Source organism: Streptomyces sp. CB01249 (assembly GCF_001905735.1).
In the GTDB taxonomy this organism is placed as follows: Bacteria; Actinomycetota; Actinomycetes; order Streptomycetales; family Streptomycetaceae; genus Streptomyces.
Window position 1 is genome coordinate 277,869 of sequence record NZ_LISW01000010.1, and the last position, 23,998, is coordinate 301,866.

19 protein-coding genes are annotated in these 23,998 nt (G+C 73.2%); 1 reads left to right on the forward strand and 18 read right to left on the reverse strand.

What is annotated here, in order from left to right:
* Positions 1-4: 4 nt before the first annotated feature.
* The 16 genes from AMK18_RS33470 to AMK18_RS33545 all read right to left on the reverse strand — a co-directional run bounded on the left by AMK18_RS33470 (position 5) and on the right by AMK18_RS33545 (position 22,163).
* Positions 5-1,141, reverse strand: a complete 1,137-nt coding sequence (locus AMK18_RS33470; RefSeq protein WP_079199395.1) for a hypothetical protein — start codon at positions 1,139-1,141, stop codon at positions 5-7.
* Between the two features lie 366 nt (positions 1,142-1,507).
* On the reverse strand, positions 1,508-2,041 hold the full coding sequence (locus AMK18_RS33475) for an anthrone oxygenase family protein (protein WP_018105953.1): 534 nt from the start codon (positions 2,039-2,041) through the stop codon (positions 1,508-1,510).
* Positions 2,038-2,706, reverse strand: coding sequence for a hemerythrin domain-containing protein (locus tag AMK18_RS33480; protein ID WP_073865787.1), 669 nt, complete (start codon positions 2,704-2,706; stop codon positions 2,038-2,040). The genes AMK18_RS33475 and AMK18_RS33480 overlap by 4 nt, the downstream gene beginning before the upstream one ends.
* Before the next feature lie 85 nt (positions 2,707-2,791).
* Positions 2,792-3,601, reverse strand: a complete 810-nt coding sequence (locus tag AMK18_RS33485) for an NmrA family NAD(P)-binding protein (protein WP_198957127.1) — start codon at positions 3,599-3,601, stop codon at positions 2,792-2,794.
* Between the two features lie 269 nt (positions 3,602-3,870).
* Positions 3,871-5,322 (reverse strand): adenosylhomocysteinase, encoded by a 1,452-nt coding sequence (gene ahcY / locus AMK18_RS33490; protein ID WP_073865788.1) that lies wholly within the window; start codon positions 5,320-5,322, stop codon positions 3,871-3,873.
* On the reverse strand, positions 5,312-6,187 hold the full coding sequence (metF, locus tag AMK18_RS33495) for a methylenetetrahydrofolate reductase [NAD(P)H] (RefSeq protein WP_073865789.1): 876 nt from the start codon (positions 6,185-6,187) through the stop codon (positions 5,312-5,314). Before metF ends, ahcY begins: the two co-directional genes overlap by 11 nt.
* Entirely contained in the window at positions 6,187-9,657 is a 3,471-nt protein-coding gene (gene metH, locus AMK18_RS33500; protein ID WP_073865790.1) for a methionine synthase, read from the reverse strand. Before metH ends, metF begins: the two co-directional genes overlap by 1 nt.
* Positions 9,654-10,637, reverse strand: coding sequence for a carbohydrate kinase family protein (locus AMK18_RS33505; RefSeq protein WP_073865791.1), 984 nt, complete (start codon positions 10,635-10,637; stop codon positions 9,654-9,656). Before AMK18_RS33505 ends, metH begins: the two co-directional genes overlap by 4 nt.
* 39 nt (positions 10,638-10,676) lie before the next feature.
* Complete coding sequence (gene metK / locus AMK18_RS33510; protein WP_018106341.1) at positions 10,677-11,888, reverse strand: methionine adenosyltransferase; 1,212 nt, start codon at positions 11,886-11,888, stop codon at positions 10,677-10,679.
* Positions 11,889-11,935: 47 nt separating this feature from the next.
* Entirely contained in the window at positions 11,936-14,020 is a 2,085-nt protein-coding gene (locus AMK18_RS33515) for a condensation domain-containing protein (protein WP_073865792.1), read from the reverse strand.
* 280 nt (positions 14,021-14,300) lie between these two features.
* Entirely contained in the window at positions 14,301-15,131 is an 831-nt protein-coding gene (locus AMK18_RS33520) for a 4'-phosphopantetheinyl transferase family protein (RefSeq protein ID WP_018106303.1), read from the reverse strand.
* Positions 15,128-16,897, reverse strand: coding sequence for an acyl-CoA dehydrogenase (locus AMK18_RS33525; protein WP_073865793.1), 1,770 nt, complete (start codon positions 16,895-16,897; stop codon positions 15,128-15,130). The genes AMK18_RS33520 and AMK18_RS33525 overlap by 4 nt, the downstream gene beginning before the upstream one ends.
* A gap of 131 nt (positions 16,898-17,028) precedes the next feature.
* The gene (locus AMK18_RS33530) at positions 17,029-17,985 is read right to left on the reverse strand and encodes an aromatase/cyclase (RefSeq protein WP_073865794.1); all 957 of its coding nucleotides are present in this window, start codon (positions 17,983-17,985) and stop codon (positions 17,029-17,031) included.
* 62 nt (positions 17,986-18,047) lie between these two features.
* Positions 18,048-18,842: an SDR family NAD(P)-dependent oxidoreductase gene (locus AMK18_RS33535; protein ID WP_073865795.1), complete on the reverse strand. Its 795-nt coding sequence runs from the start codon at positions 18,840-18,842 to the stop codon at positions 18,048-18,050.
* Complete coding sequence (locus tag AMK18_RS33540) at positions 18,839-20,542, reverse strand: FAD-dependent oxidoreductase (protein WP_073865796.1); 1,704 nt, start codon at positions 20,540-20,542, stop codon at positions 18,839-18,841. The genes AMK18_RS33535 and AMK18_RS33540 overlap by 4 nt, the downstream gene beginning before the upstream one ends.
* Positions 20,543-20,579: 37 nt before the next feature.
* A complete protein-coding gene (locus AMK18_RS33545) occupies positions 20,580-22,163 on the reverse strand; it encodes a class I adenylate-forming enzyme family protein (RefSeq protein ID WP_073865797.1) in 1,584 nt (527 codons plus the stop codon).
* Positions 22,164-22,320: 157 nt separating this feature from the next.
* On the opposite strand from AMK18_RS33545, the gene AMK18_RS33550 reads away from it, so the two are divergent.
* Complete coding sequence (locus tag AMK18_RS33550) at positions 22,321-22,809, forward strand: nuclear transport factor 2 family protein (protein WP_018106309.1); 489 nt, start codon at positions 22,321-22,323, stop codon at positions 22,807-22,809.
* Positions 22,810-22,825: 16 nt separating this feature from the next.
* Here AMK18_RS33550 and AMK18_RS33555 read toward each other — a convergent pair whose 3' ends face one another.
* Both AMK18_RS33555 and AMK18_RS33560 read right to left on the reverse strand, forming a co-directional pair.
* A complete protein-coding gene (locus AMK18_RS33555) occupies positions 22,826-23,725 on the reverse strand; it encodes an MBL fold metallo-hydrolase (protein ID WP_073865798.1) in 900 nt (299 codons plus the stop codon).
* Positions 23,726-23,989 carry an acyl carrier protein gene (locus AMK18_RS33560; RefSeq protein WP_018106311.1) on the reverse strand — a complete coding sequence of 88 codons (264 nt, stop codon included), beginning with the start codon at positions 23,987-23,989 and terminating at the stop codon, positions 23,726-23,728.
* Positions 23,990-23,998: the final 9 nt, after the last annotated feature.

Here is a 23,998-nt window from a genome sequence, read left to right on the forward strand (position 1 = left end):
CCGACTACTTCTTTTTGCCCCGTGCGGGACCGGTAGTCTGACCGCGAGTGCTTGCCGCAGCCACGGCAGGCGCAGTTGCCTTCGCCGGCTTAGGGCCGCCGCTGGTCGATGTCGCCCGAGCCGCTGTCGTGTTCACCGCAACCCGCGACTTCGTCGCCGGACCAAGCGGCTTCCGCAGGGCATCGGTAGCAGCACGGACCAACCGCCCGCTCAGCGGGCTCCGGTCCCCCTCCCGCCACGACGGCTCCTCCCGCAGACGCACCAGGTACGTCTCGACCAGACTGCCCTCCTGCTCCGTGTGGGCCATCCGTGCGGCAATCAGGGGCCACTGCCGGGAGGCGACCAGCAGGTCCGCCTCGCGCTCCATGCCCGGCATCGCCTCACGCACCATCCGTGCGAAGCGCCCGTTCTCCGACGGTGCGATGGCCAGCTGCCGAAGGGCGCGCTCCCGGTCGGACAGATCCAGGTCCTTGGGAATTTCCAAGCCGGTCGTCAGCGGGCCGTACGAAAGCATCGCGTCCCAGCTCGTCGTCGGCACCGAAGCGGCCGCGAGGACTTTGCCCACGGCCTGGTCGACGCCCGTGCCCTCCTCGTACGCGGAGGAAAGGATCGCCCGGACGTCGACGCCGCGCTCGTGCAGCTTCGCCATCGTCGCCGCCATTTCCGGCCACGCCGGAGAGGCGAGAATCGCCTCGCGCACCGGGCCCGCCGGCATCGTCACCCGTAGCATCGCAGCCCATGGATCGGTGCCCTCACGGGCAATGCGCTGGACGTTCGCCACGACCGCCTCGCGCACCGTCACCGTGATCTCGCCCAAGCGCGGGAGCATGGCCTCCAGGTCCACCCCCGCATCACGCAGCGCCATGAGCTGCTGTGCGAGCTGCGGCCAGTCCCCTCCCTCAACGAGTGCCGTGTCGATGTCCGGCGGCAGGAACCTCCTCATCTCCTCCTGCGCCTCCACCGACGCCTTCTCAGCAACCGTCAGTTCGGACTCCCGCCCCGCCTTCTTCTGCTGCTCCCGCCGCACCGCGTCCGCAATGGCCATGACCAGTCGATAAACCATCACCGACGTCTGCACCGCCTCGCCAACCGCCGCTACAAAAGCCTCCGATGCCAGCTCATCGGGCGTAGGTGTCGCCATGCTCCGCTCCCCTCGTCACCGGGGCCTCCTCGGCCTCCTGCTCAGCTCGTCCCCCGGCATCCGACTTCTCGGCCCCGGCCCACCCGCCTGACGGACAGCACCGGCCGGACCGATGTCCCCTGTGGATGTTGATGGCGACGCCGCCGGGGCGGATGCCGCCGACTCTCGGTGCCGTTGCCCCCGTCCAGACGCAATGTAAGCACTTCAGCCACCGAGTCCGCTGGCCCCAACTCCCGGTGGGCAGCGACGAACGCCAACACCTCCGCCGGTTCTTCCCTCCGCGACCAGGCGCTTACGCGACGCGGACCACCGGGATTCATATCGGCCGCAACCGGACCGTACAGGCGCTGAAGCAGCCCGCACGTGTCAGCCGCGGGCCCGCAGCGTGAGCGCGCGGCCCAGGCACGCCAGGGCTGCCGTGCAGGCCAGGGTGCGGGCGGCGTTGGCCGGGGTCCAGGCGCCGCGGAAGCGGTCGCGGATCAGGGCGAGTTCGGGGCCCGACGCCTCCGCGGTCAGCTGGGCGAGCCGGCGGTTGAGGGGGATGTTGACCTTCATCGTGACGGCGACGGCCGCCGAGTAGAGGGCGAGGGCGGCCCAGGTCCAGCGGGCGGCGCGGGTGTGGCCGAGGCGGCGCAGGGAGACGCCGGAGACCCCGGTGGCCAGGAACGCGCCGAAGAAGACGAGCCCGAAGAACCCGTTCTCGATGGCGTCGTTGATGTGGCCCATGGCGCTCGCGAAGGCCGCGTCGTCGGTGCGGTCGAGCCCGGGCATGACGGACACGTCGAACGCGAAGTACAGCCCCGCGCTCAGCCCCATCGCGATGGTGGCCGCGTACAGCGAGGCTTCGGTGCGTCCGCCCGGCCGGGCCGGGAGGGAGGTGGTCGGCGCGATGGCGGTCATGGCTTCTCCTCGGCGGTGCGCAGTACGGGGGCGAGCAGGCGTTCGTAGCGGCGGCGCAGCACCGTCCGGCCGAGCAGCCGTACCGGTGGCGGGATGGTGGCGGCGACGTGGGCCGCGGAGGCCGGGTCCGCCCCGTCGAACATCCAGGGCTGGAGGCGGGCGAGCACACCGGGCGGCGCGGTCCGCAGCAACCGCCGTTCCACGGACGCGTAGCGCGAGGCGCCGAGCGCGGTGAAGGCGGGGAAGGCGATGCGCTCCTCGGCGGCGAGGTGGTCGCGCAGGACGGCGGCGAAGGCGTCGGCCGCGGGGCGCAGCGCCCCGGGGTCGGCGCCCGGGCGGAGCGCGGCGTCGACGGCGTCCATCGCCGCGTCGAGGCGCTGGTGGTCGCCGTCGATGGCATCGGCGGCCTGTGCGAAGCCGGGGACGGCGCTCCGGAGTTCGGGCCAGAGGACGGCGTCCTCGCTGTGGTGGTGCCAGTCGATCACCTCGCGCAGGCTGTGCCACCAGGTGACCGTTCCGCCGGTGCGGGCGCCGGGCCCGGAGCGTGCGACGGCCACGAGGCGGGCGGCGTCGCGGCGCATCGCGATGTGCATCAGCGCGAATCCGTGGAAGTGCCCGGGCAGCGACGGGAGGTGTTCGCTCGTCATCGGTTCGGTACCGGTCATGGTGCCTCCTCACACGAGGGGGTACGGGGACAGGGACGGGCGGCCGCGGTGGTGCGGCCGCCCGTCCCACGGGTCCCGGTGTCGGTCAGGCGTTCCAGACACCGCTGGCGGCGGCGTCCCGGGCGAAGTCGGCGAAGTCCTTCGGCTTGCGGCCGGTGGCCTCCTCGACCCCGTGCACGAGGTGGGCGTTGCGGCCGTCGAGGATCAGCCCGAACAGGTCGGCGAACTCGACGGGCAGCCCGTTCTCCGCCAGGGCCTGGCGGTACTCGTCCACGCTGACGGGGATGTACGTGATGGTGCGGCCGGTCGCCTTGCCCAGCTCCTGGGCGATGTCGCCGAAGCTGAGCAGACGCGGGCCGGACAGCTCGTACGTCTTGCCGATGTGCTTGTCGTCGGTGAGCGCGGCGACGGCGACGTCCGCGATGTCGTCGGCGTCCACGAAGGGCTCCACCGCGTCCCCGGTCGGCAGGACGATCTCGCCGGCCATGACCAGGTCGTGGAAGAAGCTCTCGCTGAAGTTCTGGTTGAACCAGCTGGCGCGGACGACGGTCCAGTCCGCGCCCGACTCCTTCACCTTGTCCTCGCTGATGACCGCGCCCTCCTCGCCGCGCCCGGACAGCAGCACCAGGCGGCGCGCCCCCTTGGCGACGGCGGCCTTCGCGAACGCGCCGACGGTCTCGGCGGCCCCCGGGAAGGCGAGGTCGGGGTAGTAGGTGATGTAGACGGCGCTCACCCCGTCGAGGGCGGCGTCCCAGGTCGCGGGGTCCTCCCAGACGAAGGGGGGCGTGCCGGAGCGCGATCCGATGCGTACGGGGAGCCCTTTGGCGGACAGCCGATCGGCGACCCGCCGCCCGGTCTTGCCCGTGCCGCCGATCACTAGGGTCGTGTTCGTCATGTTCGTCCCGTCTGTCGTGGCCTGCGTGGTGGTGTGGTGCTCGTCGTTACTCGTCATGAGGGAGTGGGCGCGTGCGGAGGGTCATGGGGGTCCGCACGGTGGCGGCGGTGGCGGCGCTCTCCGGTGGGGGGTGACTGCGGAAGGACCGTCGGGTACGGCCTTCATCCGCAGCGTAGGCAGCCCCTCGCCGCACGAGCCACGTCACCGGGCCTCGTCTCTAGCGGTTCTCCAGGGGGTCTCTGGGCGATCACCTCGTACGGCTGTGGGGGTCAGTAGCGGTAGTGATCGGGCTTGTACGGGCCGTCGACCTCGACTCCGATGTACGAAGCCTGCTCCGGGCGAAGGGTCGTCAGCTTGACGCCGAGGGCGTCGAGGTGGAGACGGGCGACCTTCTCGTCCAGGTGCTTGGGCAGCACGTAGACGTCGGTCGGGTACTCCTCCGGCTTCGTGAACAGCTCGATCTGGGCCAGCGTCTGGTCCGCGAACGAGTTGGACATCACGAACGACGGGTGGCCGGTCGCGTTGCCCAGGTTCAGCAGACGCCCCTCGGAGAGCACGATGAGGACCTTGCCCTCCGGGAACGTCCAGGTGTGGACCTGCGGCTTGACCTCGTCCTTGACGATGCCGTCGATCCTCGCCAGACCGGCCATGTCGATCTCGTTGTCGAAGTGACCGATGTTCCCGACGATGGCCTGGTGCTTCATCCTGGCCATGTCCGAGGCCATGATGATGTCCTTGTTGCCCGTCGTCGTGACGAAGATGTCGGCCTGCTCCACCACGTCATCGAGCGTGGCGACCTGGTAGCCGTCCATCGCCGCCTGCAACGCGCAGATCGGGTCGATCTCCGTGATGATCACCCGGGCACCCTGGCCGCGCAGCGACTCCGCACAGCCCTTGCCCACATCGCCGTAACCGCAGACCACGGCGGTCTTGCCGCCGATCAGCACGTCGGTGGCGCGGTTGATGCCGTCCACCAGCGAGTGGCGGCAGCCGTACTTGTTGTCGAACTTCGACTTCGTCACCGCGTCGTTCACATTGATCGCCGGGAACAACAGGCTTCCGTCGCGGTGCATCTCGTACAGGCGGTGGACACCGGTCGTGGTCTCCTCCGTGACGCCACGGATCTCGGAGGCCAGCTGCGTCCACTTCTGCGGCGACTCTCCGAGCGTGCGGTTCAGCAGCGTCAGGATGTACGCGTACTCCTCACTGTCCGCCGTCGCCGGATCCGGAGCCGCACCCGCCTTCTCGAACTCGACGCCCTTGTGCACCAGGAGCGTGGCGTCACCACCGTCGTCCAGGATCATGTTCGGACCACCGGTCGGCGTGTTCGGCCAGGTCAGCGCCTGCTCCGTGCACCACCAGTACTCCTCCAGCGACTCACCCTTCCAGGCGAACACCGGCACACCCGCCGGCGCCTCGGGGGTGCCCTTCGGACCGACCGCGATCGCGGCGGCCGCGTGGTCCTGGGTCGAGAAGATGTTGCAGGACGCCCAGCGCACCTGCGCACCCAGCGCGACCAGCGTCTCGATCAGCACCGCCGTCTGCACGGTCATGTGCAGCGAACCGGTGATGCGGGCACCGGCCAGCGGCTGCGCTGCGGCGTACTCCTTGCGGATCGACATCAGGCCGGGCATCTCGTGCTCGGCCAGGGTGATCTCCTTGCGCCCGAAAGCGGCGAGGGAGAGGTCGGCGACCTTGAAATCGATGGTCTCAACTGGCATGGAGGCTCCTAGTGCTCATGACGTTGCGGTGGATGTCGAGGGTCGCCGTCGACTTGTTCAGCGTGATGTAGTGCAGCCCGGGCGCGCCTTCGGCGAGCAGCCGGTCGGCCATCAGCGTCGCGTGGGCCACGCCGATCTCGTACGCGATGTCGGGCCGGTGCTGCGCGGCTTCCAGGCGGTGGGCCAGGTCCTCGGGGAAAGCTGCGTCGGAGAGTTCCGCAAAGCGGCGGATCTGCCGGACGTCGGTGGCCGGCATGATCTCCGGGATGATCGGGGTGGTGCAGCCGGCCGCCGCCACCCGGTCCCGCAGCCGCAGATAGTCCTCCACGTCGAAGAACATCTGCGTGATGGCGTAGTCGGCGCCGGCGCGGCACTTGGCGACGAAGTGCCGGATGTCGCTGTCCCAGTCGGCCGAGCGCGGGTGCCGCTCGGGGAAGGCGGCGACACCGATGGTGAAGTCCCCCAGCGAACGGACCAGTTCGACCAGCTGGTAGGCGTGGTGGAAGCCGTCCGGATGCGCGGTCCACTCCCCCTTGGGGTCGCCGGGCGGGTCGCCCCGCAGGACCAGGACGTCCCGCACCCCGGCGTCCGCGTACTGGCCGATGATGTGCCGCAGCTCGGCCACCGAGTGCCCTACGGCGGTCAGGTGCGCGACGGGCCGCAGGGTCGTCTCGGTCACCAGGCGCTTCGTGACCTCGATGGTGCGGTCCCTGGACGACCCGCCCGCGCCGTAGGTGACGGACACGAAGTCGGGGCCCAGCGGCTCCAGGCGGCGGATGGCCTGCCACAGGGTCCGCTCGCCCTGGGCGGTGCGGGGCGGGAAGAACTCGAAGGAGTACGTCGGACGGTCCGCGACCGGGCCCATCACCGGCCACCCCCGGCCCGGCCCGCGTTGAAGTACGAGGCCTCGGGGTGGTGGACGACGATGGCGTCGGTGGACTGCTCCGGGTGGAGCTGGAACTCCTCGGACAGGTGCACCCCGATCCGCTCCGGCCGCAGCAGGTCCGCGATCTTGGCGCGGTCCTCCAGGTCGGGGCAGGCCGGGTAGCCCAGCGAGTAGCGGCAGCCCTGGTACTCGGTGCGCAGCATGCCGTCCAGGCCGTCGGGTTCGCGGTCGGCGATCCCGAGTCCGGCGCGGACGCGCGCGTGCCAGTACTCGGCCAGCGCCTCCGCCAGCTGCACGGAGAGGCCGTGGAGTTCGAGGTAGTCGCGGTACGAGCCGGAGGCGAAGAGCTCCGCGGTGGCCTCGCCGATCTTCGAGCCGACGGTCACGATCTGGAGCCCGACGACGTCCGTCTCACCGGACTCCTCCGGCCGGAAGAAGTCCGCCAGGCACAGGTGGCGGCCGCGCGACTGGCGGGGGAAGGTGAACCGGGTCCGTTCGTGCCCGTTCTCGTCCAGGATGATCAGGTCGTCGCCCTTGGACACGCACGGGAAGTAGCCGTGCACGACGGCCGCTTCGAGCAGGTTCTCCGTACGCAGCCGGTCCAGCCACATCCGCAGCCTCGGCCGGCCCTCCGCCTCGATCGTGTCGCCCTTCAGCCCCCACTGGCCCTTGAACAGGGCGGCCTCGTCCAGCCAGGAGGTGTACTCCTTGTGCGGGATGCCCTTGACGACCCGGCTGCCCCAGAACGGCGGGGCGGGGACGGGGTTGTCCACGGCGACGTCCGACCGGCCGACGTTCACCGGCTCCTCGAACTGCGGCTCCCTCAGCGGTACGCGGCGCTGCTTGAGCGGGGGCAGGGTGGCGCCGGGGACGCCGCGCTTGACGGCGATGAGCGCGTCCATGAGGCGCAGGCCCTCGAAGGCGTCGCGCGCGTAGCGCACCTCGCCCTCGTACAGCTCGTGCAGATCCTGCTCGACGTAGGCGCGGGTCAGAGCGGCGCCGCCGAGGATGACCGGGTAGTCGGCGGCCAGCTTGCGCTGGTTCAGCTCCTCCAGGTTCTCCTTCATGATCACCGTGGACTTGACCAGCAGTCCCGACATCCCGATGACGTCCGCCTTGTGCTCGACCGCCGCGTCGAGGATGGCCGAAACGGGCTGCTTGATGCCCAGGTTGACGACGTTGTAGCCGTTGTTGGAGAGGATGATGTCGACCAGGTTCTTGCCGATGTCGTGGACGTCGCCGCGGACGGTGGCCAGCACGATGGTGCCCTTGCCCTCCTCGCCCTCGGCCCGCTCCATGTGCGGTTCCAGATACGCCACCGCGGCCTTCATGACCTCGGCGGACTGGAGGACGAACGGCAGCTGCATCTGGCCGGAGCCGAAGAGCTCGCCGACGACCTTCATGCCCTCCAACAGCGTGTCGTTGACGATGTCCAGGGCCTTGCGGGTGGTCAGCGCCTCGGAGAGGTCGTCCTCCAGGCCGTTCTTCTCGCCGTCGATGATGCGGCGCTGAAGACGCTCGTCCAGCGGCAGAGCGGCCAGCTCCTCGGCCCTGCCCTCCTTGAGGGACTTCATGTTGACGCCCTCGAACAGCTCCATGAGCTTCTGCAAGGGGTCATAGCCCTCGGCGCGCCGGTCGTAGATCAGGTCGAGGGCGACCTTGACCTGCTCCTCCTCGAGCCGCGCGATCGGCAGGATCTTCGACGCGTGCACGATCGCCGAGTCCAGGCCCGCCTTCACGCACTCGTCCAGGAAGACCGAGTTCAGCACGACACGCGCGGCCGGGTTGAGGCCGAAGGAGATGTTCGACAGGCCCAGGGTCGTCTGCACGTCCGGGTGGCGCTTCTTCAGCTCGCGGATCGCCCCGATGGTGGCGATCCCGTCCTTGCGGGACTCCTCCTGCCCCGTGCAGATGGTGAACGTCAGGGTGTCGATGAGGATGTCCGACTCGCGGATGCCCCAGGTGCCGGTCAGATCGGTGATCAGGCGCTCGGCGATGGCCACCTTGTGCTCGACGGTACGGGCCTGGCCCTCCTCGTCGATGGTCAGCGCGATCAGCGCGGCGCCGTGCTCGGCGGCCAGCTGGGTGACCTTCGCGAAGCGGGACTCCGGACCGTCGCCATCCTCGTAGTTGACCGAGTTGACGACGGCCCGCCCGCCCAGCCGTTCCAGGCCGGTGCGCAGCACGTCCACCTCGGTGGAGTCCAGCACGATCGGCAGGGTCGACGCGGTCCCCAGACGCCCCGCGAGCTCGTCCATGTCGGCGACCCCGTCGCGGCCCACGTAGTCCACGCACAGGTCGAGCATGTGCGCGCCCTCGCGGACCTGTTCCCGGGCCATCTCCACGCAGTCGTCCCAGCGGCCTTCGAGCATGGCCTCCCGGAACTTCTTCGACCCGTTGGCGTTCGTACGCTCACCGATCGCCAGATACGCCGTGTCCTGACGGAACGGCACCGTCTGGTAGAGCGAGGCGGCGCCCGGCTCCGGCTGCGGGACGCGGTCCGGCGGCACGCTGCCGCGTACCCGCTCCACGACCGCCCGCAGGTGGTCCGGCGTCGTCCCGCAGCAGCCGCCGACCAGCGACAGGGCGTAGTCCCGTACGAACGCCTGCTGCGCGTCCGCCAGGCCGTCGGGCCCGAGCGGGAAGTAGGCGCCGTCCGCGCCCAGCACCGGCAGACCCGCGTTGGGCATGCACATCAGCGGGGTCCCCGAGTGGCGGGCCAGGTGGCGCAGGTGCTCGGTCATCTCGGCCGGACCGGTCGAGCAGTTCAGGCCGATGAGGTCGATGCCCAGCGGCTCCAGGACCGTGAGCGCCGCGCCGATGTCCGAACCCAGGAGCATCGTCCCGGTCGTCTCGAAGGCGAGCGAGCAGATCAGCGGGACCCGCACCCCCGTCGCGTCCATCGCGCGGCGCGCGCCGACCAGACCGGCCTTCGTCTGGAGGAGGTCCTGCGTCGTCTCCACGATCAGCGCGTCGGCACCCCCGGCGAGCAGCCCCTCGGCGTTCGCCTGGAAGCCGTCCCGGATCGTGGCGTACCGGATGTGACCGAGCGAGGGCAGCTTGGTGCCCGGGCCCATGGAGCCGAGGACCCACCGCTGTTCGCCGGTGGACGCGGTGAACGCGTCGGCGGCCTCCCGGGCGATGCGCGCACCGGCCTCCGACAGCTCGTGGACCCGCTCGGGGATGTCGTACTCGCCGAGCGCGGCGTGGTTCGCCCCGAAGGTGTTCGTCTCGACACAGTCCACGCCCACGGCGAAGTACGCGTCGTGGACCGAGCGCACGATGTCGGGGCGGGTCACGTTGAGGACTTCGTTGCACCCTTCCAGCTGCTGGAAGTCCTCAAGGGTCGGGTCCTGGGCCTGGAGCATGGTGCCCATCGCGCCGTCGGCCACCACCACGCGGGTGGCGAGCGCGTCCCGGAGCGCGGCGACCCGCTCCCCCGCGGTCATGACGCACCGCCCAGGACGGGGGCGAGTTCGGCCGCCGCCTCGGAGCCGTACTGGCGCCGCAGGATGTCCAGCAGCCGCCCGGCCTCCGGCTCGTACGCCTGCGACCCCACCGCGGCCAGCGCCAGTGAGGCGACCGCGCAGCCGAGGCGCGCCGCCTGCTCCGGGGCGGCGCCCCGGACCGTCGCGGCGAGGAAGCCCGCGCGGAACGCGTCGCCCACCCCGGTCGGGTCGGCCGTCTCGACGCCCGAGATGCCCGGCACGGTCAGGGCGGGGGCGCCGGCGCTCTCGATGCGGACGCCCCGCGCGCCGAGCGTGGTGACCCAGGTGCCGACGCGGCCCAGCACGTCGTCGCGGTCCCAGGAGGCGCGTTCCAGCAGGAGGGCCGCCTCGTACTCGTTGGTGAACAGCCACCGGGCGCCGTCGACCAGCTCGCGCACCTCGTCACCGCTGAGGCGGGCGAGCTGCTGCGAGGGGTCGGCGGCGAAGGGGACGCCGAGGGTCCGGCAGGCCGCGGTGTGCCGCAGCATGGCGGCCGGGTCGTCGGGGGCGACGAGGACGAAGCCGACGCCGTCGGCCCGGGCCGCCTCCGCCGTCAGGTCGATCTCCCGGGCCTCCGCCATGGCGCCCGCGTAGAACGCCGCGATCTGGTTGTCGTCCTGGTCGGTGATGCACGAGAAACGGGCGGTCTGCCGCTCGTCGCTCACGCGCACCGCACCGGTGTCGACACCGTGCTCCTTGAGCCACACCTCGTACGTGGCGAAGTCGCTGCCGACGGCGCCGACCAGCAGCGGATCCAGTCCGAGCGAGCCGAGCCCGAAGGCGATGTTGGCCGCCACTCCGCCGCGCCGCACCTCCAGGTCGTCCACGAGGAACGAGAGCGACACATGGGCGAGCTGGTCGGCGATGAGCTGGTCCGCGAACCGGCCCGGGAAGACCATCAGGTGGTCGGTGGCGATGGAGCCTGTCACCGCGATACGCATGGGAACTCCTGTCCCTGTCAACTGGGCCGGTGGATGCTGTCAGAGACCGGCGGCGGCCTTGAGCTGCTCGACGCGGTCGGTGCGCTCCCAGGTGAAGTCGGGCAGCTCGCGGCCGAAGTGCCCGTAGGCGGCGGTCTGCCGGTAGATGGGGCGCAGCAGGTCCAGGTCGCGGATGACGGCGGCCGGGCGCAGGTCGAAGACCTCGCGGATGGCGCTCTCGATCCGGGCCTGCGCGACCTTCGCGGTGCCGAAGGTCTCCACGAAGAGGCCGACCGGCTCCGCCTTGCCGATCGCGTAGGCGACCTGGACCTCGCAGCGGGTGGCGAGTCCGGCGGCGACGACGTTCTTGGCGACCCAGCGCGTCGCGTACGCCGCCGAGCGGTCCACCTTCGACGGGTCCTTGCCGGAGAAGGCGCCGCCGCCGTGCCGGGCGTAGCCCCCGTACGTGTCGATGATGATCTTGCGGCCGGTGAGACCGGCGTCGCCCATCGGGCCGCCGATCTCGAAGCGGCCGGTCGGGTTGACCAGGAGCCGGTAGTCGTCGGTCTCCAGCTTGATGCCCTCGTCGGCGAGTTCGTTCAGGACGTGCTCCACGACGTGCTCGCGGATGTCGGGGGCCAGCAGGCCGTCGAGGTCGATGTCCGCGGCGTGCTGGCTGGAGACGACGACCGTGTCCAGGCGCACCGGGCGGCTGCCCAGGTATCCGATCGTCACCTGGGTCTTGCCGTCGGGGCGCAGGTAGGGGACGGTGCCGTTCTTGCGGACCTCGGTGAGGCGCCGCGAGAGCCGGTGCGCCAGGTCGATCGGGAGCGGCATCAGGCTCGGCGTCTCGTCGCACGCGTAGCCGAACATGAGCCCCTGGTCGCCAGCGCCCTGCTGGTCGAGCGTGTCGTCGCCGGAGCCGTCGACGCGCTTCTCGTACGCCGTGTCGACGCCCTGCGCGATGTCCGGGGACTGCGCGCCGATGGAGACGGAGACCCCGCAGGAGGTGCCGTCGAAGCCCTTGGCGGAGGAGTCGTAGCCGATGTCGAGGATGGCCTGGCGCACGATGCCCGGCACGTCCGCGTACGCCGATGTCGTCACCTCGCCCGCGATGTGGACCTGTCCGGTCGTGATCAGGGTCTCCACCGCGACGCGGGAGCCCGGGTCCTGTGCGAGGAGCGCGTCCAGGATCGCGTCGCTGATCTGGTCGGCGATCTTGTCGGGGTGTCCCTCGGTCACGGACTCCGAGGTGAACAGACGTGTCGTCATGACTCTCCTGAGGTGTGAGGTGGGGCGGTTGACGGTGACCGCGGCGGTCACCGGATGCGGCGGACCACCGCTTCGAGGGTGTGAGCGAAGGCCCCGGCCGGTGTCGCGGTGCCGGTGAGGACCACTCCGGGCGGCCGGGAACCGGCGGCGACGAGTTGCCCGGCGAGCGCGTGGGCACGCTCGCCGCCCCCGCAGAACGCGCCGAGCACGAGCGGGCCGCCGAGGTCGGTCAGCGCCCCCACCACGGCGTCGGCGGCCGGGGCCGAGGCGTCCGCGTACGGCGGCGGCCGCAGCAGCACCACGGCCTCCGGTCCCCGGTAGGCGTACGCGACCCGGGTCAGCGCGGACAGCGGGGTCCCCGGCGCCCGGACCAGGCAGACGGTGCCGGTGCCGGGCCGCGCGGCGGGGCGCAGTTCGGTGAGGGCGGCCCCGCGCCGGGTGCCCGGCCGTCCGCGCGGTGTCCGGTCCGGCGGTCCCGCGAGGAGCGCGAGCGCCCCGCCGACCGTCGTCGCGGGCGTTGCCGTGCGCGGCAGTTCGCGCAGGGCGTGCGCGGTCCTGGTGAGCAGGTCCTCGGCGTGGGCGAGGCCCGTGCCGAGACAGGTGGCGGTGAGCACGAGGCCCCCCTCGTCGTCCCGGTGGGCGACGAGCGTGAGCGGGAATCCGGTGCGCGCGCCCAGCGTCTCGGGGGTGCTGACGCGGACGCCCAGCGCGGCGAGCGCCGGTGCGAGGTCGCCGGGCGGGCGCGGCCGGTTCTCGAAGACGACGAGGCTGCCGGTGCGCGGGGCGGCGGCCGGGGCGGGTGCGGAGCCGGGCGCGGTGGACCCGCCGGGGCGGGTCCAGGACCGGATGCGCCCCTGCGACACCCACTCGTACCCGGCGATGTCCAGGGCCTGGTCCCGCAGGCGGGCCGGGAGTTCGGCGAGCGGGGCGTACGGGTTGACGCCCGCGGTCATCGGCAGCGGGTTGCGCAGGGCGGCGGGCAGCCGTTCGACGCCGTCGAGGAGGATGCCGCGGCCGGAGACCGCCGCGCTGAAGCCGATGTCGGCCGCGCCCTCGTGGCCGCCGGCCCGGTAGAGGGCCAGCGCCCACACGGCGTGCAGGGCGCTGCTCTCCGGGCAGCCGAGGCTCCCCGCCCACGCGGCGAGCCGTTCGCTCTCCTCGGGCGTGATCCGGGCGCGGACCTGGCCGGTGCCGTCGCCCGCGGGCGGAAGCGTGGCGGGGCCGGGCGGGGTGTCGCGCCAGAACTCGCGGGCCGGGGCGGTGTCCTGGGCCGCGAGCCAGCGCGTGTAGTCGCCGAGGTCGGGGCGGCGGGCGCCGCCGGGCAGCTCACCGCCCGCCAGGTAGGCGCGGTAGAACTCGTGCAGCAGCAGCCGCACGCTCCAGTCGTCCAGGAGCGCGGGGTGGAAGCTCAGCAGGACGCGGGTGCTGCCCGCCGCGTCCGGGCCGCCGCCCAGGAAGGTGACGCGCAGCGGTCCGGGGCGGCGCGGGTCGAGCCCCCGGCGCCGGTCGGCTTCGACCAGCGCGTGCCAGTCCACGCTGCCGTGCGGGAAGCGCAGCACTTCGGGCCCGGCGCCCTCGTGGCAGACGATCCACGGCTCGGGCCCCTCCTCGAAGGCGGCCCGCAGCACGCTCTCCCGTTCGGCGACGGACTGCCAGGCGGCGGCGAGCCGTTCCGGGTCGAGCGGCCCGTACCAGGTGACCGCGAGCTGTTCGCACCAGCCCTCGGTGCCGGGGTGCGCGTCCGCGTCCGCGAGGAGTTCGCGTTGCAGCGGGGTCGGCTCGATCCGGGGCGCGGGCCCGGGACCGCTCTCCGTGACGGTGAGCAGGTCCGCGAGGAGCCCGGCGGGGAAGGGCGCGGCGTCGGTGGCCGGCGGCCCGTCCGGGGTCAGGCGCAGGGTGTGGTGTCCGTCGTCGGCGGGTTCCAGGCTGGGCCGCCAGGCGGGGGCGGGGCGCGGACCGAGCCGGGCCAGGCGGTCGAGTGCGGCCTCGACGCGGTGCGGGTCCACGGGGCCGCGCAGCTCCAGGACGGGCGGTGCGGCCGGGTCCTGGCCGGTGGGGTCGAGGACGACGGTCATCGGGCCGCCGGGGGTGGCCCGGGCGGGGGTGGTGTGCGAGGAGTGATCGGTCGTCATCGTCCTGCGGGGCACGCATGCGGGAGCGCGGCGGACCGGCTGCGACGCGCATGCGGGAGACCCCCTCCCTCCCCTCTGTCGGCGAATGCGGAACGAGTATGCGAGGGCCCGCCCACACGGGACCGACACGGCACTGACACGGCGGTGGTCCGGTGGTGGGGCGCCGTGGTCCCGCAGGGTTCCGTCGGGGGAGGCGACCGGGTCCGTACCGTACGCGGGCATGCGAAGGCCCCGCGTCCTCCTCCAGCGGGACTGGACGCGGGGCCGAGCGGGACACGATTCAGAGCAGTTCGGTGACCGCCCCCGCGAACCCGGTGTCGAGCATGGTGCGGACCGTGGTGTCGGCGGAGCCGGACAGGCCGGTGTCGTGGCAGGCGACGCTGAGCATGTACCGCCCGCCCAGGACCCGGTGGGTGTCGAAGGACCATTCGCCGTCGGCGGCGGGCCGGCCGTCGGGCGCGAGCAGTTCACCGCCGCCCTCGGCGAAGCCGAACTCGGTGAAGTCGAGCCGCAGCCCCTGCCCGAGCGCCTTGGTGTACGCCTCCTTGAGCGTCCACAGCCGCAGCAGCCGCGCCGCCCGCTCCCCCTCCGGCAGGTGTTCCAGCGTGTCGCGTTCGCCGGGTGTCAGTACGTGTCCCTGGAGCAGGTCGTACGACATGGGCCGGGTGGCGGGTTCGACGTCGACGCCGATCCGGCCGTTGCGGCTGATGCCGACGGCGATCATGTCCTCGGTGTGGGTGAGGCTCACGTCGATCTGGTCGAGGCTGCGCAGATAGGGCCGGCCACCGATCCGGTACGCGAGGTCGAGTTCGGCCGGTCCGGTGCCCAGGGCGGCGGCCGCCGTGTACTTGGTGACGAGGCGGGAGGCGAGGAACCGGTAGCGGAGGGTCGGGTCCTGGGTGCGCCGGTAGCGCTGCCAGTCGCCGCCGAGCAGCTGCCGCAGCGCCGGGTGGGTGACGGCCGCCCCCAGCCACTCGCCCCAGGTGGTGTGGACGACGGCGTTGCCGTGGCGGTCCATGGCCTCGCGCACCAGGTGCCAGGGCGCGCCGGGCCCCGCGACGTGAAGGGGTGCGCTGATCCGCCCGGCACCGGGCGCGGGGATGCTCGTCATGGTCTGCCTTCGTACGGGAGCGCGTCGAGGTCGTAGCCCAGCCCCTGGCCGTGACGGCGGATCAGCTCGGCGAGCACCTGGTCCTGGACGCCGTCGGGCAGGGCGGGCACCGGGATGCCGAGGCGCTGCCCGGCCCGGGTGAGGGCGAGCACGGCCCAGGCGGGGTCGGCGAGGAACGGGTCGGTGCCGTCCTGGCCCGCCCAGACGGCGAGCACGGCCGCGGCGCCGACGATCCGGCTGTAGCGGTCGCTGAGCCGGACGACGGCCGGGTCGGCGAGCGCGTCGGGACCGGCCGGAATGCGGCGGCACTGGGCGCGCAGCCCGCGCAGCTCGGTGGCGAACGCCTCGGCGAGCCCGGCCAGCGCGCCGGTGTGCCCGCCGGCTTCGCGGAGCGGGGCGAGCCGTTCGGCGGTCGCGACGAGCGAGGCGGCCATGAAGTCGCCGCCGCCCGCGATGCCGAGGAGCCGGTAGTCCAGGTGGGGCAGCGCGGCGCCCGGGGTGAACAGCTCGGCGGGCGGCTCGGGTTCGGCGAACCAGGAGCGTTCGGCGAGGCCGCGCAGCTGGGGCACCAGGACCGACTGGCAGGAGGCGGATCCGGCGTGCCCGAGCCCGGCGACGGGCAGGTCGCGGCTGAGCTTGCCGAGTGCCCCGTACGCGGGGCTCGTGTGGTCGTAGCCGCGGGCGCCGAGCACCGTGGCGAGCTCTTCCAGGTTCTCCCGCAGCAGTTCGGGCACCACGTATTTGACGGCGGCGGCGAAGAGGTGGGCGCTCGCGGGGAGCAGGCTCAGGGCGCGCAGGACGGTGGTGGACATCGCGTCGCAGGCCAGGAGGTCGGCGAAGACCCCGGTGAGCGGCTTGTGCCAGCGCCGGGCGACCCCGTTCGCGCGGCCCTCCGTCGCGGCGCGCGCCGCGGAGTGCAGGACCGTTCCGGCGGCGGCGGTGACGAGCCCGCAGATCAGGCTCCGGTTCACCTGGAAGGCGCGCAGGGCGATACCGGCCCCGTCGCCTGGGTGGCCGACGAGCGCGTCCTCGGGCACGGGCAGCTCGGCGAACTCCAGGCCGGAGAAGAGGGCCCCGCGCATTCCGGTGCTCTCCACCCGGGGCAGGTGGCGCAGGTGGGCCGGGTCCTGTCCGGCCGGGTCGAGCAGCAGGACGGAGTGGCTGCGCGGGCCGGGGGCCTCGTCGGTGCGGGCGTAGACGACGTGGAGGTCGGCGCGGGACGCGTTGAGGATGACGTCCTTGCGGCCGCTGATCAGGCGGCCGCCGGGGGCCGGGCGGGCGGTGAACTCGTGGCGCAGGATGGCGTTGGCGTGGGCGAGTTCGTGGTGCAGGATCGCGATCCGGCCGCCGCCGAGCAGCAGCCGGGCGGTCTCACGGCGCTGCGGCTCGTCCCCCGCCGCCCACACGGCGCCCGCCGCGAACAGCGAGATGAGGCCGTGGCCCATGCCGAGCCCCAGGTCGCGCCGGAACACCGGCCGCAGGGCCCGGGCCAGCAGATCGGCGCGGGTCAGCAGGCCGCCCAGCGCGGTGGGCACGAACTCGGCGCCGAGCCCCGCCTCGGTGAGCAGGGCCTCGGTCGCCTCGGGCGGGGTGCTGCGGGCGTCGGCGTCGAACAGGGCGGCGAACCCGTGCGGGTTGCCGGGGTCGTAGGGGTCGCCGAGCCGTGCTTCCAGGCGTCGCGCCCGTGCGAGGGCGTCCGCGTCCGCACGGTCCGGGGCGGGGGAGGAGGCGGCGGGGCGCCCGGGGATCTCTGCGAGGGTGGTCATGACGGCGGCGTCCGCCTCCTTCGTCGTACGGGCACGGGGTGCGGGTGGGCGTGGCTCGACCCTGCGGGCGGCCGCTCGCGACGCGGTGGAGAACGGCTCGGGAACCGCTCCGGACACAGCCCAGGGGTGTCTCACAGCATGCGGATCGCGGTCTCCGCGTGCCGCTTCGCCAGGTTGAGCGTGGCCGTCGAATTGCGGCCCAGCGCCTCGCGTACGTAACGGCGGGCCTCGGGCAGTCCGGCGCCCGCGCCCAGGACCTGTTCGACGGCGGTCTCGCGGAGGACGACGGTGTGCTGGGAGACGACGGTGACGCCGGTCGCGTCGGGCACCACGGACCACTCGCCGGTGTGCGCCTCCATCAGGGCGGGGGTGGCGGTCTGCTTGTAGACGATGCGCCCGGCGTGCGGGAAGCAGATGCGGACGGACTCGGTGGTGTGCGTACTGCCGTCCGCGGTGACGGTGTCCATCGCCATGACCTGGACGCCGGGGGCCGGTTCGGTGAAGTCGAGGCACGAGACGTGCGGGACCAGCTCGGGCCAGTCGCCGACGCGGTAGAGGAAGTCGTAGACCAGCTCGGCGGGGCCGTGGACGCGCACCGAGTCCTCGAAGGACAGGACGAGGTCGTCCAGCAGGGTCCAGCGCTCCGCGATCCCCTTCAGACTGGCCAGCTCCGCGCGGGAGTTGGTGTCGCACGCGGTCTCGACCCACTCCACGTCCCCGGGGCGGTCCCCGGCGACGGTGAAGTCGTGCAGCAGGACCAGCCGGGTGCCCCCGCCGGGGCGTTCCTCCACGATCCAGGTGCCCTCCATGGTCTCGACCGGGGCCTGCGGCCGGGTCTGCCGGAAGGTGATGCGGCGCGCCGCCGGGTCCTGGGTGCGCTCGGAGAGCCAGGACCGCACGTCGCCGTTGGCGGTCGCCCACATGCGCAGCCGCTCGTCGCGCCCGTCGAACTCAAGCCGCTCCACGTGCACGTTGGGCGGGAAGAACAGCGGCCAGCGCTCGGCGTCCGCGATCAGCCCGTAGACGACGCCCGGCTGGGCGTCCACGTCGACACTGTGCCTCGTCCGGTGCACACGTACGTCCGACACCACACACCTCTTTCTCGGTTGTTCGTGGACCCCGCCCGCGCGGCGCGGGCGGTCCGGGAGGGTCAGAAGTTGCCCAGGCCGCCGCAGACGTTGAGGGCCTGCGCCGTGATGGAGGCGGCGGGCCCGGACGTCAGGTAGCCGACCAGGGCCGCGACCTCCTCCGGGGTGGAGTAGCGCCCGAGCGGGATCTTCGCCTCGAACCGGGCGAGGACGTCCTCGTCGGTGGTGTCCCAGGCGGCGGCGTATCCCGCGCGCACCCGCTGGGCCATCGCGGTCTCGACGTAGCCGGGGCAGACGGCGTTGACGGTGACCCCGGTCGGTGCCAGCTCGCGGCCGAGCGCCTTGGTGAAGCCGACGACGCCGTGCTTGGAGGCGCTGTACGGGGCGCCGAGCAGGACGCCCTGCTTTCCGGCGGTGGAGGCGATGTTGATGATCCGCCCCCGGGCGGCGGCGTCCTGGAGCCCGCCGTTCGCCAGGGCCTCACGGGTCACCAGGAACACGCTGTTGAGGTTGGTGTCGATGACGTCGTACCAGAGCTCGTCGGTCAGCTCGGCGGTCACCCCGCCCCCGCTGCGCCCGGCGTTGTTGACGAGGACGGTGAGCGGCCCGTACGCGGTGACGGCGGCGCGCACCAGGGCGGCGACGTCCTCGCGGGACCGCACGTCGGCGGCCTGCCCGGAGACGTCGAGGCCCTCGTCGCGCAGGGCGTCGACGGTCTCCTTGACGGCCGCGTCGGTGCGGGCGCACAGGAAGACCCGGTGTCCGGCGCGGCCGAGCGTACGGACCACTTCCAAGCCGATGCCGCTGGTACCGCCGGTCACCAGGGCGACGGGACGGGTCTCGGGGGTGGCGGTCATGAGCGGTGCTCCTTCGTCGTGGCCGGGTGTACGGAAACGGCGCGCGGCTCCACGCGGGCCGGCAGCGCGAGCGGGGCGGACGGCCCGACGGGGGTGAGGGCGCGGTCGAGCGCGGTCCGGCTGAGCACCGGGCCGCGCGCGGCGACGTATCCGTCGGGGCGCACCAGGAGCCAGGAGCCGGGGCGCAGGCCGAGCGCGGTGCGCAGCGTGGCGCCGGGGTCGGCGAGGGGCGCGGGGCCTTCGGAGCCGTCGGCGCGGCCGCCGAGGGTGCGCACGGAGAGCCATTCGGCGTACTGGGCGGCCGCGGTGACGGCGACGCCCACGGGCACGTCGCCGGGTCCGGAGCCGCCCGCCCCGAGCAGCAGGCTCCACCGCACGTCCCGCAGTTCGGCGGTGAACGCCTCGCGCACGGTGGGCTCCAGGCCGTCCAGCACGACGGCCCGGGCGCGGCCGCCCGGGGCGGGCCCGGTGGCGGCGGTCCCCGCGGTGGTGAGCGGCGAGTCGCCGTAGCCGATGCGCAGCCCGGACATCCCGCCGAGGACCTTGCGCTGAATGGCGCGGCGCAGCGGGGTGACGTTGCGTACGACGGTGAAGACGACGGGCAGCACGGCCGCGGCGAGCAGGTTCTTCAGCTGCACCAGGACGGTGGCGGTGCGGGTGGAGTCGAGCAGGGCGGCGCCGATGGGCACGCGCTCGGCGCCGTAGCTGTCGAGCAACCGGTCCGCCGCGTGGCCCTGTTCGACCTGGGCGAGCTTCCAGGCGAGGTTGTACGCCTCCTGGATGCCGGTGTTCATGCCCTGGCCCGAGGCGGGGCTGTGCACATGGGCGGCGTCGCCCGCGACGAAGACCCGCCCCTCGCGCATCCGGTCGACCCTGCGCTGCTGGAACGTGAAGACGGACGTCCACTCGCTGGGACCGACGGTGACCTGACGGCCCAGGCCCTTGGACAGCTTCGCGCCGAGGCGTTCCTCCGCACCGGCGGGGTCGCGGTCCGGCACGGTGTCGAGGAGGCGCCAGTGCCCCTCGCGCGCGTACGGCACCATCATCAGGGCCTGTCCGCCGGTGTGCGCCCAGTAGATGGTGTCGGGCGGCAGGTCCATCGTGACGGGCACGTCGGCGAGCATCCAGGTCTCGCTGCTGGTACCGGCGAGCTCCAGGCCGAGGAGCTTGCGGACGGTGCTGTGGCCGCCGTCGCATCCGACGAGCCAGGAGACGTCCGCGGTGCTCCGGGCGCCGTCGGCGTCCTCCAGCGTCACGCGCACCCCGTCCGGGTGCTGGTCGAGGCCGGTGAGCCGGACGCCCCACTCGATGTCGACGCCGAGCCGGGCCACCGCCTCGCGCAGCACGGCCTCCGTCTCGGTCTGGCCGATGATCAGCGTGAAGGGGTACGCGGTGGGCATCGACGCGTAGTCGGCCTGGAGGCGGACCAGGCGGCGGCCCTCGGCGTACATGGTGAAGGCGGCGTTCCGGCGGCCCCGGGCGAGCACGGCGTCGACGACGCCCATCTGGTCGTACGTCTCCAGGGTGCGCGGGTGCGTGGCGACGGCGCGGCTGGTGCGTGCGGGTGCTGGGGCCGCGTCGACGAGGCGGACCCGCAGGCCGCGGCGGGCCAGTTCGTGGGCGGCGGTCAGGCCGACGGGGCCGGCGCCCGCGATCAGCACCTGCGGCGGGGCGGCCGGCTCCGTGCCGGAGTTCACCATGGTCGGTCTCCCGGGTCGGGGGCGGACGGTCGGGCGGTCACAGCGCGGCGCTGGCGCGCAGCTTCTGGCGTACGGCGCGGCGCCGGGGCTTCCCGGTGGGGGTGCGCGGCACGGTGTCGATCGCCTCGGCGAAGCGGATCTGCTCGAAGCGGCCGAGGCGGTCGTTGGCGCGCTCGGTGATCGCGTCCAGCACGTCGAGCACGCCGTGGCCGTACGGGTCGCCCTCCACCCCGGCGTCCTCGCGCAGCACGATCCCGGCCCACACCAGGGCCCCGTGCTCGGGGTCGGGCCAGTCCGCGACCAGGCAGTCGGCGACCCGGGGGTCGTCGGCGAGGATCCGCTCGATGCGGCTGGGCGAGACGATCTCGTTGTCGTACTTGAAGACGTCGGCGAGCCGGTCGACCAGGCTGAGGTTGCCCTCGTCGTCCAGGCGGCCGACGTCCCCGGTGGCGAAGAAGCCGTCCGCGTCGACCCGGGCGGGATGCTCCTCGCCCAGGTATCCGGCCATCAGCTGCGGCCCGCGCACCAGGACCTCGCCGACCGACCAGGGGCCGAGCGGGCGCCGGGTCGTGAGGTCCACGATGCGGCACTCGGTGTCCGCGACGACGGAGCCGACGGTGCCGGACCGGTAGCGGCCGGGCCGCTGGCTGTGCGTGAGCGGGGACAGCTCGGCCATGCCGTAGCCCTGGATGACGGGCACGCCGAGCCGTTCCTCCAGGACGCGCGCCGTCTGCGGCCGCAGCGCAGATCCGCCGGAGAGCACCGCGGTCAGCCGCAGCCCGTCCGGCGCACCGCCCGCCGCCAGGCGCTCATCGGCGGCCAGGGCGTGCAGCCGGGCGGGCAGCCCGTAGTAATGCGTGGCCCCCGCGTCGGCGGCGGCGCCGAGCGACGCGAAGGGGTCGGGGTCCTGGCAGAGGACCTGGCACGCGCCCGCGTACAGGGCCGAGTTCAGGTGCATGACGTGGTAGAGCGGCAGGTGGTTGAGGGTCACCGAAGCGCCGGTCAGGCCGTGTGCGTCGGCGGTCTGCCAGGCGTTGGCGACGACGTTGCGATGGGTCAGCAGGACGCCCTTGGGGGCGCCGGTGGTCCCGGTGGTGAACTGCACGCACGCCACGTCGTCCGGCGACGCGGCGGGCCCGGCGTACGGCCGCGCCCCGGCGATCAGCTCGTGCAGGGGGACGGTTCCGGCGGGCGCCCGCCCGTGGGGGGCGTCCACGACCACGACGGTGCGCAGGGCGGGCAGCCCGGGCGCGATCCGCGTGAGGGACGCGGCGGTGGCGGCGGGCGCGAGGACGATCTCGGCGCCCGAGGTGCCGAGCACGTGGTGCAGCCCCTCCGGCGGGAGCAGCGGGTTGACCAGCACGACGGTGGCCCCGGCCCGCATGACCCCGTGGTACGCGGCGGCGAACTCCGGGGTGAGGGTGTGGGTGACCCCGACCCGGGTGCCGCGGCCGGCGCCCGCCGAGGAGAGCCAGCCGGCAATCCGGTCGGCGTAGGCGTCGAGTTCGGCGAAGCGCAGCACGCGGGTCGCGGTGCGCACGGCGGTGCCGTCGGGGTCGCGCCACGCGGCGCGCCGCAGCAGTCCGTCCACCGGGAGGTCGCTGTACGGGGTGTCGCGCACCGGGGTCCCCTTCCGTCGTCCACCGGCGGCCTTTACCTCCGGATTGCCTTCACCCTCCGCCGGTGCGCTTGAGGAATCTTCGAAGAGCGCTCGATCAGCACCACGGAAGGTGACGGAGAACCGCCCGAAGACCCCTGCGGAGGAAAAGGAAGACACGATGACGGCCGACACCACGCACCTCACCGGACACGCGCCGGACACCTCGGACTTCGGTTCGCTGTACGCCGAGGTGCAGCAGTTCTACGCCCACCAGATGCAGCTCTTCGACCGCCACGAGGCCGAGCGCTGGGCCGCCACCTTCACCGAGGACGCCGTGTTCAGCGTGCCCACGCTGGACAGCCCGGTGCACGGACGCGCGGAGCTGGCCGCCAACGTCCACCACAACCGGGCCCGGCAGGAGCGCGAGGGCGGGCAGCTGCGCCACTGGATCGGCATGCTCGACGTGGACGTCCGCCCCGGCGGCGTCCTGCACACCCGCGCCTACGCGCTGGTCTTCGCGACGCCCCGGGGCGGTGTGCCGGTGGTGTCGCGGTTCTGTGTGATGGCGGACGAACTGGTGCGCTGCCGGGGCCGGCTACGGGTCCGCAGCCGCGTGGTGTCGCGGGACGACCTCACGGCCGGCTACCCGGCCCCGGTGCTCGTCTGAGGGATGCGCGAGGGCGTCAGGCGCGGCAGACCGGCAGACCGCCGTGGTACCGCGCCATCTCCCGGAACAGCGCCCCGATGTCGAGGGGCGCGCCCGGGAGGGCGCCGCGCTGCTCCGCGTACGCCCGGTGCAGATTGGGCACCAGCCGCTCGGAGTCCAGGAGCCCGGCGTACGGGCCGGGCCCGGCCTCCCGGGCGACGTCGTACGGGGTCAGCCCGGCGGCGACGCCCGCGCGGGCGAGCTCCTGGAGGCGGCGGAAGTACGCCGCGTCGGCGTCGAGGAGTTCCGGGCCGCCGACGGGCCCGTGCCCGGGGACGACCGTGAGCGGTTCCAGGGCGCGCAGGGCGGCGAGGGCGCGCAGGGAGCCGCTGACCGAGCCCATGGGGCAGAACGGGGTGACGCCGTTCATCACCACGTCACCGGCGAACAGGACGCGCGGCCCGGGCAGCCACACCACGGTGTCGCCGCAGGTGTGCGCGGGCCCCACGTGCAGGAGTTCGGCCCGCAACTCCCCCACGTACAGCGTCATCCGCTCCTCGAAGGTGACCTGCGGGACCACGACTTCCAGGTCCCCCCAGCGCACTTCGGGCCAGAGCCCCGTCAGGTGCAGCCCCGCCGCGGCGGCCTCGTCCCTGGCCCGTGCGTGGCCGACGACGACCGCCTCCGGGAAGACGCAGTTGCCGAAGGTGTGGTCGCCGTGGAAGTGCGTGTTGACCAGGTAGCGGGGCGGCCCGGCCGTCACCGCCAGGACCCGGGCGCGCAGGGCGCGGGCCCGGTCCAGGGTGGCGACGGTGTCGATCAGCGCGCTCTCACCTCCGTCGGCGAGCAGCCCGGAGTTGTTCAGACACCAGCCGCCGTCGCCCTGGACGTGGGCATGGACACCGTCGGCGATCTCGCTGAGCCGGCCGTCCGTCATTCAGGCCGCCGACCGGGCGTCCGGCGCCCCGTTGACGAGGTCGAGGTACGCGCGCGGGGTCTGCGCCTCGTCCAGCGCCTCCTCGTCCAAGGCCACGTCGTGGTCGCGCTCCACGATGCCGGTGACCTGGAGCAGGGCCAGCGAGTCGTAGCCCAGGTCGAGAAAGAGGGTGTCCAGGGCGGCCTCGTCCAGCGGCACGCCCTCGTCGCTGCCGGCGGCTTCGCGCAGCAGGGCGGCAAGGTCGGTCAGGGTCAGGCGGTCCACGGTGTTCCC

Bases quoted from the DNA above. Each gene is read 5' to 3' on its own strand.
- AMK18_RS33555 (WP_073865798.1), bottom strand. From the start codon at position 23,725: ATGACGGACGGCCGGCTCAGCGAGATCGCCGACGGTGTCCATGCCCAC.
- metK (WP_018106341.1), bottom strand. From the start codon at position 11,888: ATGACGACACGTCTGTTCACCTCGGAGTCCGTGACCGAGGGACACCCC.
- AMK18_RS33475 (WP_018105953.1), bottom strand. From the start codon at position 2,041: ATGACCGCCATCGCGCCGACCACCTCCCTCCCGGCCCGGCCGGGCGGA.
- AMK18_RS33505 (WP_073865791.1), bottom strand. From the start codon at position 10,637: ATGCGTATCGCGGTGACAGGCTCCATCGCCACCGACCACCTGATGGTC.
- AMK18_RS33485 (WP_198957127.1), bottom strand. From the start codon at position 3,601: ATGACGAACACGACCCTAGTGATCGGCGGCACGGGCAAGACCGGGCGG.
- AMK18_RS33480 (WP_073865787.1), bottom strand. From the start codon at position 2,706: ATGACCGGTACCGAACCGATGACGAGCGAACACCTCCCGTCGCTGCCC.
- AMK18_RS33525 (WP_073865793.1), bottom strand. From the start codon at position 16,897: ATGACCACCCTCGCAGAGATCCCCGGGCGCCCCGCCGCCTCCTCCCCC.
- AMK18_RS33540 (WP_073865796.1), bottom strand. From the start codon at position 20,542: ATGGTGAACTCCGGCACGGAGCCGGCCGCCCCGCCGCAGGTGCTGATC.
- metH (WP_073865790.1), bottom strand. From the start codon at position 9,657: ATGACCGCGGGGGAGCGGGTCGCCGCGCTCCGGGACGCGCTCGCCACC.
- ahcY (WP_073865788.1), bottom strand. From the start codon at position 5,322: ATGCCAGTTGAGACCATCGATTTCAAGGTCGCCGACCTCTCCCTCGCC.
- AMK18_RS33550 (WP_018106309.1), top strand. From the start codon at position 22,321: ATGACGGCCGACACCACGCACCTCACCGGACACGCGCCGGACACCTCG.
- AMK18_RS33470 (WP_079199395.1), bottom strand. From the start codon at position 1,141: ATGGCGACACCTACGCCCGATGAGCTGGCATCGGAGGCTTTTGTAGCG.
- AMK18_RS33535 (WP_073865795.1), bottom strand. From the start codon at position 18,842: ATGACCGCCACCCCCGAGACCCGTCCCGTCGCCCTGGTGACCGGCGGT.
- AMK18_RS33515 (WP_073865792.1), bottom strand. From the start codon at position 14,020: ATGACGACCGATCACTCCTCGCACACCACCCCCGCCCGGGCCACCCCC.
- metF (WP_073865789.1), bottom strand. From the start codon at position 6,187: ATGGGCCCGGTCGCGGACCGTCCGACGTACTCCTTCGAGTTCTTCCCG.
- AMK18_RS33520 (WP_018106303.1), bottom strand. From the start codon at position 15,131: ATGACGAGCATCCCCGCGCCCGGTGCCGGGCGGATCAGCGCACCCCTT.